The organism is Streptomyces kanamyceticus (genome assembly GCF_008704495.1).
Taxonomy (GTDB): Bacteria; Actinomycetota; Actinomycetes; order Streptomycetales; family Streptomycetaceae; genus Streptomyces; species Streptomyces kanamyceticus.
This window is the reverse complement of the sequence record NZ_CP023699.1, coordinates 4,683,259-4,695,018: the sequence shown is the minus strand read 5'-3', so window position 1 is coordinate 4,695,018 and position 11,760 is coordinate 4,683,259. Positions and strand designations below refer to the sequence as shown.

Sequence of the window (11,760 nt, the reverse complement as noted above, 5' to 3'; positions counted from 1 at the left end):
CTGCGAGGCAGCCGCGTACGTTCCGATTCGCCGGACAGGCCTCAATGCCTTGGCCTAAGCTGCTCTCAACTGTCACAACAGTGCGGTTCAGCACCAAGCCCTCCGTCGCCCCCGAATCCGGCGGATACCTGTCCGAATTCGCCTCATGTGACGCTTCGCGTCCGTTGTGACTCAACTGAACTATCCCGGTATGCGGGATTCCTCACGCATGTCGCCAGGTCACTCCGTCGGGTGATCTGCCGCTTACGCATAGTCCGTTCGGACCATTCAAGATTGGGCCCGAAGGGGGTGTTGCGCTGTGCCCACCTTCCGTAACGTCCTCAACTGGCGGCGGTGAATATGCCGCTGCCGCCGTGGGGGAGCCTCGATTCGGGAGAGGACGGCGCCGGTATGGGCTGGGTAACCGACTGGAGTGCGCAGGCGGCCTGCCGCACTACCGATCCAGATGAACTGTTCGTTCAAGGAGCAGCGCAGAACAGGGCCAAGGCGGTGTGCACCGGATGTCCGGTGCGGACCGAGTGCCTGGCCGACGCGCTCGACAACCGCGTCGAGTTCGGCGTGTGGGGTGGCATGACTGAGCGGGAGCGCCGCGCGCTGCTGCGCAGGCGCCCCACCGTCACCTCGTGGCGCAGGCTCCTGGAGACAGCGCGCTCGGAGTACGAGCGAGGCACGGGCCTGCTGCCCGTGGACTTGGAGGACGAGGAGACGTACGAGAGCTACGCGGCAGTGGGCTAGCCGCCCGGGCCGTCCGGCCCGGGACGAGTCAGCCTGCCAGCCGGTCCCCAATGGTCCGGAGGCCCGCGAGGTCGTGCACATCGCCCGGCAGCGCGGCCACTTCGGCCACCGCCACCTCGGGGTGGCGCGCGGTGAAGCGATCGCGCGTGTGCTGTTCACGCGCGAGCAGCCGCATGCGTTCGGCGTGCAGCCGGAGCAGCCCCGCGGTCAACTGCTCGACTGAAGGACGGCCTGCCGACGGATCGTCGGGGTCTGTGTTCTCGGGCGTCTGGGAAGCCTCGGACGGCCGGGGGGCCTCGGAAGTCCCGGGATCCGTGAGGGAGTTACGAACCGGGTCGGCGTCCGGGGCATGGTCCGGGGCGTCACGAACTCCAATCTTCCCGTCCTCCTGATCCACAATGCGGCTCTCGTCAAGATTTTCCGCGGCGGCAAGCGCCCGCTCGGCCGACAACTGAGCGGCGCCGCTGCCGTGCACACGGTTCAGTACGAGACCGGCCAGCGGCATGTCGTCTGCGGCCAGGCGCTCCACGAAGTACGCGGCCTCCCGCAGCGCGTCCCGCTCCGGCGACGCCACGACGAGGAACGCCGTCCCCGGCGCCTGCAGCAGGCGGTACGTCGCGTCCGCGCGCGTGCGGAACCCGCCGAACATGGTGTCCATCGCGGCCACGAACGTCTGTACGTCGCGCAGCAACTGCCCGCCGAGCAGCTTGCCGAGGGCCCCCGTCATCATCGACATGCCGACATTCAGGAACTTCATCCCGGCCCGGCCGCCCACCTTCGCCGGGGCCATGAGCAGCCGGATCAGCTTGCCGTCGAGGAAGGACCCGAGACGCTTGGGAGCGTCGAGGAAGTCCAGGGCCGAGCGCGACGGCGGCGTGTCGACGACGATCAGGTCCCACTCGTCACGCGAGCGCAGCTGCCCCAGCTTCTCCATCGCCATGTACTCCTGCGTGCCCGCGAAGCCCGCCGAGAGCGACTGGTAGAAGGGGTTGCCGAGGATCGCGGCCGCCCGCTCCTTGTCCGCGTGCGCCTCGACGATCTCGTCGAACGTGCGCTTCATGTCGAGCATCATGGCGTGCAGCTCGCCCTCGCCCGCCACGTCCTTGACCTGCCGCGGCACGTTGTCGAGCTGGTCGATGCCCATCGACTGGGCGAGCCTGCGCGCCGGGTCGATGGTGAGGACGACGACCTTGCGGCCCCGCTCGGCCGCGCGCAGCCCCAGGGCGGCCGCCGTGGTCGTCTTGCCGACGCCACCGGAGCCGCAGCACACCACGATGCGGGTCTTCGGGTCGTCGAGCAGCGCGTCGACGTCCAGCGCGCGGGCGGAATCCAGCGGCCGCGCGGCGTCGTCCGGGGTGCGGGCGGTGTCGGAGGTCCGTGCCGGGTCCGGGGTCATGCGATCCCTTGCTTCCGCAGTGCCGTGGCGAGCTCGTACAGGCCCGCGAGGTCCATCCCGCCAGCGAGCAGTGGGAGTTCGTGCAGCGGCTTGCCGAAACCGGTCAGCACGGCCCGCTGGTCGCGCTCCAGGGCGTACCGCTCGGCGTACTCCGCGGCCTGTTCGAGCAGCGGGTCGACGAGCCGCTCGGCGCCGCCGCCCCGCCGCGCCCCGCCGAGCCCCGCGGCGGACAGCGACTTGGCGATGGCGGCACGCGGCGGCTGCGCCAGGCCGAGTTCGAGCTCCGCCTCGTCGAGCACCTCGGGCCGCACCATGTTCACGATGACGCGGCCCACGGCCAGCTGCGCGTCCCGCAGCTCGGCGATCCCGTCCGCGGTCTCCTGGACGGGCATCTCTTCAAGCAGCGTCACCAAGTGCACGGCCGTCTCGGGCGACTTGAGCACCCGCATCACGGCCTGCGCCTGGTTGTGTATGGGCCCGATCTTCGCGAGCCCCGCCACCTCGTCGTTCACGTTCAAGAAGCGCGTGATGCGGCCCGTCGGCGGGGCGTCCATCACCACGCAGTCGTACGCGTACCGCCCCTGCTTGTCCTTGCGGCGCACGGCTTCGCACGCCTTGCCGGTCAGCAGCACGTCCCGCAGCCCGGGCGCGACGGTGGTGGCGAAGTCGATGGCACCGAGCTTCTTGAGCGCGCGCCCAGCGCCCCCCAGTTTGTAGAACATCTGGAGGTAGTCGAGCAGCGCCAGCTCGGGGTCGATGGCGAGGGCGTACACCTCCCCGCCCCCGGGAGCGACGGCGATCTTCCGCTCCTCATAAGGCAGCGCCTCCGTCTCGAAGAGCTGCGCGATGCCCTGCCTGCCCTCGACCTCCACGAGGAGGGTGCGCTTGCCCTCCGTCGCGAGGGCGAGCGCGAGGGCCGCGGCCACCGTGGTCTTGCCGGTACCGCCCTTGCCACTGACGACCTGGAGCCTGCTCACGTATTCGAGCCTAACCAGTCGTCGCCCGGGCTACGCAGGAGCCCACCCTGAGCACCCCGTGACACCGGCTACAGTCGGCCACATGACCAAGTGGGAATACGCAACCGTGCCGCTGCTCGTCCATGCCACGAAGCAGATTCTGGACACCTGGGGCGAGGACGGCTGGGAGCTGGTCCAGGTCGTGCCCGGGCCGAACAACCCCGAGCAGCTCGTGGCCTATCTGAAGCGCGAGAAGCAGGCATGAGCGGGGCCGTCGAGGCACGCATCGCCGAGCTCGGCCTGACGCTGCCCGAGGTCGTGCCGCCGCTGGCCTCGTACCAGCCCGCCGTCCAGTCCGGCGTGTACGTCTACACCGCGGGCCAGCTCCCGATGGTGGAGGGCAAGCTCGCCGTGACCGGCAAGGTCGGCGCCGAGGTCACCGCGGAGGAGGCCAAGGACCTGGCCCGCGTCTGCGCGCTGAACGCGCTGGCCGCGGTCAAGTCGGTCGCCGGTGACCTGGACCGCATCGCGCGCGTCGTGAAGGTCGTCGGCTTCGTGGCGTCCGCCCCCGACTTCACCGGGCAGCCGGGAGTCATCAACGGCGCGAGCGAGCTCCTCGGTGAGGTTCTCGGCGACAAGGGCGTACACGCGCGCAGTGCCGTCGGTGTCGCGGTGCTGCCGCTCGACGCTCCGGTCGAGGTCGAGTTCCAGGTGGAGCTGACGGAGGCGTAGGCGGCTTTCGGCCTTCCTGGGGCCTCGGTTTTCGGGGCCCCTGTAGGCACTGATCGTTGCCTCTCGAACATCAGCCCACTTGGGGATAGCCTCCGCGCATGGCAAATGGGCAGTGGTATCCCCCGGAGTGGCCCGACCGCATCCGCGCCCTGGCGAGCGGCGAGCTGACTCCGGCGACCCCGCGCCGGGCCGCGACCGTCATGCTGCTCAGGGACGGTGCGGAGCACGGCGCTCCTGAAGTACACATGCTGCGCAGACGCGCCTCCATGGCCTTTGCCGGAGGCGCGTACGCGTATCCGGGCGGCGGCGTCGACCCGCGCGACGACGACCGTCTGGTGCGCTGGGCGGGCCCCACGCGCGCGTCCTGGGCGGCCCGCCTCGGCGTCGACGGCGAGGCCGAGGCGCAGGCGATCGTGTGCGCGGCGGTCCGTGAGACGTACGAGGAGGCGGGCGTCCTGCTCGCGGGGCCGACCCCGGACACCGTCGTCGGCGACACCACGGGCGACGACTGGGAGGCGGACCGCGAGGCGCTGGTGGCCCGCGACGTCTCCTTCGCGGAGTTCCTGGACCGCAGGGGCCTGGTCCTGCGCAGCGATCTGCTCGGCGCCTGGGCGCGCTGGATCACCCCCGAGTTCGAGCCCCGGCGCTACGACACGTTCTTCTTCGTGGCCGGGCTGCCCGCCGGACAGCGCACGCGCAACGCCTCCACGGAGGCGGACCGCACGGTCTGGATCCGCCCCACGGAGGCGGCCGCCCGCTACGACAAGGGCGAACTCCTGATGATGCCGCCCACGATCTCCACGCTGCGGGCCCTGAGCGCCCACCGGACCCCGGCGGCGGCACTCGCGGCGGCACCGGAGCAGGACATGACTCCCGTACTGGCGAGGGCCCGCGTGGAGGACGGCGAGCTGGTCCTCTCCTGGCCCGGCCACGACGAGTTCACCAAGCACATCGGGCCGGGCGGCGGCGCGTGAGGGACACCGGGCGAGCACGGCCCCGCAGCCGCGATCGCGACCCGAGGGGCCCCTCGGGTCGCGGCCCGAGGGGGCGCGGCCCCGCCCCCGAGGCGGCGCAGCGCACCGCCCGGGCCACCACACCGCCCTTGAACCGCCCCCCTGAACCGCTCCTGAACCGCCCCTGACGGGAGACACCTCCGCATGACCGAAGCCGCAGCCCTCCCCGGCCAGCCCCGTGGCGGGGTCCTCAGCGGGCCCGCCACCGACCGTGCCGTCAACGTGCTCGCGCCCAACGCCTCCGCGATGACCCTGGACGGCACCAACACCTGGATCGTCGCCGAGCCGGACTCGCCCCTGGCGGTCGTCATCGACCCGGGGCCATTGGACGACGCCCACCTGAGCCGGGTCGTCGAGACCGCCGAGAAGGCCGGGAAGCGCGTCGCGCTGACCCTCCTGACCCACGGTCACCCGGACCACGCGGAGGGCGCCGCCCGCTTCGCCGAACTGACTCGTACGCATGTGCGGGCCCTGGATCCCGCCCTGCGCCTCGGTGACGAGGGCCTGGCCGCCGGTGACGTGATCACCACGGGCGGCCTGGAGATGCGCGTCGTCCCCACGCCAGGACACACCGCGGACTCGCTCTGCTTCCATCTCCCCGCCGACCGGGCGGTCCTGACGGGTGACACGGTGCTCGGCCGCGGCACGACGGTCGTGGCGCACCCTGACGGCCGTCTGGGCGACTATCTCGACTCGTTGCGCCGCCTGAGGTCACTGACCGTCGACGACGGCGTCCACACCGTCCTGCCGGGCCACGGACCCGTACTCGAAGACGCCCAGGGCGCCGTCGAGTTCTACCTCGCGCACCGCGCCCACCGGCTCGCCCAGGTCGAGACGGCCGTGGAGAACGGTCATACGGAGGCCTCCGACGTCGTCGCGCACGTGTACGCGGACGTGGACCGCTCCCTGTGGCCCGCGGCCGAGCTCTCCGTACGCGCGCAGCTGGAGTACTTGCGGGAGCACGGCTTGATCTAGCCGGTCGGGTGGTTCCTGCCACGAACACGGCAGATGGGCCCTGCCTCCAGAAGAGGCAGGGCCCATCAACGTACGGAATCGGCGTCAGCGTCAGCGCGAGCGCTTCGCGAGCCGCTCCACGTCCAGGAGGATCACCGCGCGGGCCTCGAGGCGCAGCCAGCCGCGCCCGGCGAAGTCCGCGAGCGCCTTGTTGACCGTCTCGCGGGAGGCGCCGACCAGCTGGGCGAGCTCTTCCTGCGTGAGGTCGTGCACGACGTGGATGCCCTCCTCGGACTGCACGCCGAACCGGCGCGACAGGTCGAGCAGCGCGCGGGCCACACGCCCGGGCACGTCGGAGAAGACCAGGTCGGACATCTGGTCGTTGGTCTTGCGCAGGCGCCGGGCGACGGCGCGCAGCAGCGCGGAAGCCACCTCGGGGCGTGCGTTCAGCCAGGGCTGGAGGTCGCCGTGGCCGAGGCCGAGCAGCTTGACCTCGGTGAGGGCGGACGCCGTGGCCGTACGCGGGCCCGGGTCGAAGAGCGAAAGCTCACCGATGAGCTCGCCGGGGCCGAGCACCGCGAGCATGTTCTCCCGGCCGTCGGGTGAGGTTCGGTGAAGCTTCACCTTGCCCTCGGTGACCACGTAGAGGCGGTCTCCGGGGTCTCCCTCATGGAAAAGGGCGTCTCCGCGCGCGAGCGTCACCTCACTCATGGAGCCGCGAAGCTCCGCGGCCTGCTCGTCATCGAGCGCCGCGAAGAGCGGGGCGCGCCGCAGAACGTCGTCCACGAGTTCTCTCCTTGTCGACCTGCATCAGGGGACCGGTCCCCATTTTGCCGGACGGTGCAAAACAGTGTGATCAGTCACAAGGATGCCGCACCGGCGCGGCATGCTGTGCGGGAGGGGGCCAATTGGGGGCCGATCCATGGGGTCAAGTACGGATGTCAGTGTGGGGCCCTAGGCTGGCCGGGTGTCCAAAAAGCCGGTGAGAGCACAGGCCGAGGGTGCTGAGATGGCGGCCGCATCCCATGATTCCGCTGTGGGCGAACATGCGTCCAGCGCGCCCGGCAAAGCGACAAATCGGACAGCCCTCGGACGATCTAAGGCACTCACGGTGAACACGGTGAAGAAGACGACGCCAGCGAAGAAGACGGCGGCGGCCTCCGCGAAGAAGACGGCGGCCGCGGTCAAGAAACCCGCGGCCAAGAAGTCGACAGCGAAGAAGTCGGCAGCGAAGAAGTCGGCAGCCAAGCCGACCGCGACAACGGCCAAGAAGGCTGCAGCCCAGAAGCCCGAGTCCCACACCGCCCTCGTCCGCCGCGCCCGCCGCATCAACCGCGAGCTCGCCGAGGTCTATTCGTACGCCCACCCCGAGCTGGACTTCGAGAACCCCTTCGAGCTCCTGGTGGCCACCGTCCTCTCCGCGCAGACCACCGACCTGCGCGTGAACCAGACGACACCGCGCCTGTTCGCCGCGTACCCGACCCCGGAGGACCTGGCCGCGGCCGTCCCCGAAGAGGTCGAGGAGCTCATCAGGCCGACCGGCTTCTTCCGGGCCAAGACCAAGTCGATCATGGGCCTCTCGAAGGCCCTGCGGGACGACTTCGGGGGAGAGGTCCCCGGCCGCGTGGAGGACCTCGTCAAGCTCCCCGGAGTGGGCCGCAAGACCGCGTTCGTCGTCCTCGGCAACGCCTTCGGAGTCCCCGGCATCACCGTGGACACCCACTTCGGCCGACTGGTGCGCCGCTGGAAGTGGACGGAGGAGACGGACCCGGAGAAGGTCGAGACGGCCATCGCGGCGCTCTTCCCGAAGAGCGAGTGGACGATGCTCTCGCACCGCGTGATCTTCCACGGCCGCCGCATCTGCCACTCCCGCAAGCCCGCCTGCGGCGCCTGCCCGATCGCCGAGCTCTGCCCGTCGTACGGAGAGGGCGAGACCGACCCGGAGAAGGCGAAGAAGCTCCTGAAGTACGAGATGGGCGGGCTCCCCGGCCAGCGGCTCAAGCCGCCGCCGGACTACCCGGGAAGGCCCGCGCCGCCGCTGGCCGCGGGGTGACATCGGGGCGGGGCGGAACGAACCGAGGGGCCAAGAGCGTTCTCCACAACGGACGGGGGTGCCGATGACGCACGCGAGCGAGACGACCAACGCCACGACCAGCGATACGAACCACATGAGCAGCGGTTTCGAAGAGGCCGACGGGGGCCGGGGCCACCACGCCGGGCAGGACCCCAGGGCCGCCCTCCTGAGCACCGCGGGCCTGCCCCCGTGGCTCGCCCCTGTCGTCCGCGCCACCGAGACCATCGAGCCGCGCCAGCTGAGCCGCTTCCTGCCCCCGGAGAGCGGCGCAGGGCGCCAGTCCGCCGTGCTCGTCCTCTTCGGAGAGGGCGCCAAGGGGCCCGAGCTGCTCCTGATGGAGCGCGCGGGCTCCCTCCGCTCGCATGCGGGCCAGCCCTCCTTCCCCGGCGGCGCCCTCGACCCCGAGGACGGCGACCCGCAGCTGGAGGGACCGCTGCGCGCGGCCCTGCGCGAGGCGGAGGAGGAGACGGGCCTCGACCCCCGCGGCGTCCAGCTCTTCGCCGAGCTGCCCCGGCTCTTCATCCCCGTGAGCGATTTCGTCGTCACGCCCGTGCTCGGCTGGTGGCGCGCCCCGAGCCCGGTGGGCGTCGTCGACCCGAACGAGACGGCCCGTGTCTTCACGGTCCCCGTGGCCGATCTCACGGATCCCGCGAACCGCGTGATGGCGGTCCACCCGAAGGGCCACCAGGGTCCCGCCTTCCTCGTCGAGTCCGCTCTGGTCTGGGGTTTCACGGCCGGTGTGATCGATAGACTCCTGCACTTCGCGGGCTGGGAGCGCCCCTGGGACCGCAGCAGGCAGGTCCCGCTCGACTGGCGCGCATGACAAGGTTGCGGGGAGTTGGCGGCCGCGATGCGAGGCGAGGATTGAATCGGTGAACGTGCTGGACGTCCTGCTGCTGCTCGCGGCCGTGTGGTTCGCGGTCGTGGGCTATCGCCAGGGCTTCGTGGTCGGCATCCTCTCGGTGATCGGATTCCTCGGCGGCGGCCTCGTCGCCGTCTATCTGCTGCCGATCGTCTGGGACGCGCTCACGGACGACGACGCGGCCGCGGTGAGTACGACCGCGGCGGTGGTGGCCGTCGTCATCGTGATCGTCTGCGCCTCGATCGGTCAGGCCTTCACCACCCACCTCGGCAACAAGCTGCGCAGATACATCACCTGGCAGCCCGCCCGCGCCCTGGACGCCACGGGCGGCGCCCTGGTGAACGTGGTGGCGATGCTCCTCGTCGCCTGGCTGATCGGCTCGGCCCTCGCGGGCACGACGCTGCCGACGCTCGGCAAGGAAGTGCGCAACTCGAAGGTCCTGCTGGGTGTTTCGCGCGCGCTGCCGGGACAGGCCGACACCTGGTTCGCCGACTTCTCCTCGGTCCTCGCGCAGAACGGCTTCCCGCAGGTCTTCAGCCCGTTCTCGAACGAGCCCATCAAGGACGTCCAGCCCCCGGACCCCAAGCTCGCCAAGAGCGAGGTCGCCAAGACCGCCAAGCGTTCCATCGTGAAGGTCCGCGGTGAGGCCCGCGGCTGCGGCAAGGTCCTCGAAGGCACCGGCTTCGTCTTCGCCGACCGCCGCGTGATGACCAACGCGCACGTGGTCGGCGGCGTGGACGAGCCGACCGTCCAGATAGGCGATACGAACCAGACGTACGACGCGAAGGTCGTCCTCTACGACTGGGAGCGCGACATCGCCGTACTGGACGTGCCCACGCTGAAGGCACCGCCCCTGCAGTTCACGTCCAAGGACGCGACCAGCGGCGCGGGAGCCATCGTCGCGGGCTTCCCCGAGGACGGCCCCTACGACGTCCGCCCCGCGCGCGTGCGCGGTCGCATCACGGCCAAGGGCCCGGACATCTACCACCGGGGCACCGTGCGCCGAGACGTGTACTCGCTCTACGCGACCGTCCGCCAGGGCAACTCCGGCGGCCCGCTGCTCACGCCCGACGGCAAGGTCTACGGCGTGGTCTTCGCGAAGTCCCTCGACGACCCGGACACCGGTTACGCACTGACGGCGGACGAGGTGCGCCAGGACATCGAGCGGGGCCGCACCGCCAGCCAGGAGGTCGACAGCCAGGGCTGCGCGCTCTAGCGGAGCGGGAGCCCTCTGGCGGAGCAGGAGCCTTCTAGAGGAGCCGGAGCCGGGGTCAGTCGCGCGTGTGCCGCAGCCGCGCGGAGACCCAGCGGGCCCTCCGGCGGAGGATGCGGGGAATGCCCATGCCTTCTTGGGGCATGCCCGCTTGAGGGGGCCCGTGAAGGCCCGGATCCTGTGGCCCGCCCCTCTCGTGGCTGTTCAGCGCTGTGGCCGAGCGGCGATTGCGTGCTACGTCACTGTAGTCGTGCGTCCAGCCCATACCCCGACGTGTGCCCGTGCCTCATGGTCGGTAACCGCGCACAGGGGCCCCAATTGGCCTATGCGCCAGGCAATTGGCGTTCGTAGGACAGGTGTTCCCATGCGGCTCAGGGGATGCCGTCAGCGATCCGGCTCGGGGTCCTTCAGCCAGTTCACCAGCTCCGTGGAGAACGCCACCGGGTCCTCCTCGTGCGGAAAGTGCCCGAGGCCGTCGAACAGGCGCCAGCGGTACGGAGCTTCGACGTACTCGCCCGATCCCGCCGCGCTCCTCGTCCGCATCACGGGATCGAGCGAGCCGTGCAGATGCAGCGTCGGCACCCGCACCGGGCGCTTCATGCGGCGGTTGAACTGGATGCCGTCCGGCCGGGCCATCGACCGCACCATCCAGCGGTACGGCTCGATCGAGCAGTGCGCCGTCGAGGGGATGCACATGGCCCGCCGGTAGGTCTCCACCGTCTCGTCGTCCGGCAGCCGGGGCCCGGACCAGTCGCGGACCAGACGGCCCACCAGGGCGCCGTCGTCGGCGACCAGTTGACGCTCCGGCAGCCACGGGCGCTGGAAGCCCCAGACGTACGACCCCGCGGCGGTCTGCCTGCGGTCGGACAGCATCGCCGAGCGCCAGCGCCGCGGGTGCGGCATCGAGGAGACGGCGAGGCGGCGCACCAGCTTGGGCCGCATCACGGCCGCCGTCCACGCGAGGTATCCGCCCAGGTCGTGGCCGACGAGCGCGGCGTCGGGCTCACCGAGGGACCGTACGACGCCCGTGATGTCGAGCGCGAGGTTCGCCGGGTCGTAGCCGCGCGGTGTGCGGTCGCTGCCGCCCACGCCCCGCAGGTCCATGGCGACGGCCCGGAAGCCCGCGTCGGCGAGCGCCACCAGCTGATGCCGCCAGCTCCACCAGAACTGCGGGAAGCCGTGCAGGAGGAGGACCAGCGGCCCGTCCCCCATCTCGGCGATGTGGAAGCGCGCTCCGTTGGCCGCCACGTCCCGGTGGGTCCAGGGCCCTTCGGCGCGTACGACCGAGGCGGGCGGTTGGGCCGGATGGGCGGCAGGGTCCGTCATGAGGACGAGCGTGCCACAGTCGCCCCCGTCTCACCGACTCGAAGCTCGACGGCACTCGCAGGGCTCACCGCGCGGGGATGCGGCTTGACGTTCCCCAGTACGGCAGCCGTCTCCTTGGCCGAAGCGGCGACCTTCTGCGGGCCCTTGCCCTTCTTGGCCTTCTTCGCGAAGACGACGCCGATCAGCGCGAGCAGCCCGGCCACCAGCACGTTGGCGGCGAAGGAAAGGACGAAGCAGATCGCCATGTTCCATCCGCTCCAGGTGCGGATGCCGTAGGCGAGCGCGAAGCTCAGCATCGGCAGCGAGAAGATCAGGACCGCGCCCGCCGCGGCGAACGCGGCGCCGCCCACCGCGCCGCGCTTGACGTCCTGTCGCAGCTGGGCCTTGGCCAGTGCGATCTCGTCGTGCACCAGCGCGGACATCTCGCCGGTCGCCGTGGCAACCAGCTGGCCGAGGCTGCGCTCGGCGCCGACGGGGCCGTCGGGTGAGCTCATCGCGT

Annotated in this window: 14 protein-coding genes; 8 read left to right on the top strand and 6 right to left on the bottom strand. The window is 71.0% G+C overall.

Features of this window, described 5'->3' with window-relative positions; all coding sequences use genetic code 11:
* Positions 1-390 precede the first annotated feature (390 nt).
* On the top strand, positions 391-735 hold the full coding sequence (locus CP970_RS19630) for a WhiB family transcriptional regulator (RefSeq protein WP_016642765.1): 345 nt from the start codon (positions 391-393) through the stop codon (positions 733-735).
* A gap of 28 nt (positions 736-763) precedes the next feature.
* Here CP970_RS19630 and CP970_RS19625 read toward each other — a convergent pair whose 3' ends face one another.
* Together CP970_RS19625 and CP970_RS19620 are read right to left on the bottom strand one after the other, a co-directional pair.
* On the bottom strand, positions 764-2,131 hold the full coding sequence (locus CP970_RS19625) for an ArsA family ATPase (RefSeq protein WP_055553099.1): 1,368 nt from the start codon (positions 2,129-2,131) through the stop codon (positions 764-766).
* Positions 2,128-3,108 carry an ArsA-related P-loop ATPase gene (locus CP970_RS19620; RefSeq protein ID WP_055553101.1) on the bottom strand — a complete coding sequence of 327 codons (981 nt, stop codon included), beginning with the start codon at positions 3,106-3,108 and terminating at the stop codon, positions 2,128-2,130. Before CP970_RS19620 ends, CP970_RS19625 begins: the two co-directional genes overlap by 4 nt.
* Before the next feature lie 82 nt (positions 3,109-3,190).
* On the opposite strand from CP970_RS19620, the gene CP970_RS19615 reads away from it, so the two are divergent.
* The 4 genes from CP970_RS19615 to CP970_RS19600 all read left to right on the top strand — a co-directional run bounded on the left by CP970_RS19615 (position 3,191) and on the right by CP970_RS19600 (position 5,807).
* Positions 3,191-3,352, top strand: a complete 162-nt coding sequence (locus tag CP970_RS19615) for a DUF4177 domain-containing protein (protein ID WP_003975360.1) — start codon at positions 3,191-3,193, stop codon at positions 3,350-3,352.
* Positions 3,349-3,819, top strand: coding sequence for a RidA family protein (locus CP970_RS19610; protein WP_055553103.1), 471 nt, complete (start codon positions 3,349-3,351; stop codon positions 3,817-3,819). The genes CP970_RS19615 and CP970_RS19610 overlap by 4 nt, the downstream gene beginning before the upstream one ends.
* A gap of 98 nt (positions 3,820-3,917) precedes the next feature.
* Positions 3,918-4,793, top strand: coding sequence for an NUDIX hydrolase (locus CP970_RS19605; protein ID WP_055553105.1), 876 nt, complete (start codon positions 3,918-3,920; stop codon positions 4,791-4,793).
* 183 nt (positions 4,794-4,976) lie between these two features.
* Positions 4,977-5,807, top strand: a complete 831-nt coding sequence (locus tag CP970_RS19600) for an MBL fold metallo-hydrolase (protein WP_055553107.1) — start codon at positions 4,977-4,979, stop codon at positions 5,805-5,807.
* Between the two features lie 90 nt (positions 5,808-5,897).
* Here the strand turns inward: CP970_RS19600 and CP970_RS19595 are convergent, their stop codons facing one another.
* Positions 5,898-6,572, bottom strand: a complete 675-nt coding sequence (locus CP970_RS19595; protein WP_055553109.1) for a Crp/Fnr family transcriptional regulator — start codon at positions 6,570-6,572, stop codon at positions 5,898-5,900.
* Between the two features lie 223 nt (positions 6,573-6,795).
* Here CP970_RS19595 and nth point away from each other — a divergent pair, with 223 nt between their 5' ends.
* The 3 genes from nth to CP970_RS19580 all read left to right on the top strand — a co-directional run bounded on the left by nth (position 6,796) and on the right by CP970_RS19580 (position 9,938).
* Positions 6,796-7,839 (top strand): endonuclease III, encoded by a 1,044-nt coding sequence (nth, locus tag CP970_RS19590; RefSeq protein ID WP_191095066.1) that lies wholly within the window; start codon positions 6,796-6,798, stop codon positions 7,837-7,839.
* Between the two features lie 64 nt (positions 7,840-7,903).
* Positions 7,904-8,683, top strand: a complete 780-nt coding sequence (locus CP970_RS19585) for an NUDIX hydrolase (RefSeq protein WP_079043862.1) — start codon at positions 7,904-7,906, stop codon at positions 8,681-8,683.
* A gap of 49 nt (positions 8,684-8,732) precedes the next feature.
* Positions 8,733-9,938, top strand: coding sequence for a MarP family serine protease (locus CP970_RS19580; RefSeq protein WP_055553113.1), 1,206 nt, complete (start codon positions 8,733-8,735; stop codon positions 9,936-9,938).
* Between the two features lie 55 nt (positions 9,939-9,993).
* Here CP970_RS19580 and CP970_RS45005 read toward each other — a convergent pair whose 3' ends face one another.
* The 3 genes from CP970_RS45005 to CP970_RS19565 all read right to left on the bottom strand — a co-directional run bounded on the left by CP970_RS45005 (position 9,994) and on the right by CP970_RS19565 (position 11,755).
* Entirely contained in the window at positions 9,994-10,200 is a 207-nt protein-coding gene (locus CP970_RS45005; RefSeq protein ID WP_079043863.1) for a hypothetical protein, read from the bottom strand.
* A 119-nt stretch (positions 10,201-10,319) separates the two neighbouring features.
* Positions 10,320-11,261, bottom strand: a complete 942-nt coding sequence (locus CP970_RS19570; protein ID WP_055553115.1) for an alpha/beta fold hydrolase — start codon at positions 11,259-11,261, stop codon at positions 10,320-10,322.
* Positions 11,258-11,755, bottom strand: coding sequence for a phage holin family protein (locus tag CP970_RS19565; protein ID WP_055553118.1), 498 nt, complete (start codon positions 11,753-11,755; stop codon positions 11,258-11,260). Before CP970_RS19565 ends, CP970_RS19570 begins: the two co-directional genes overlap by 4 nt.
* Positions 11,756-11,760 lie beyond the last annotated feature (5 nt).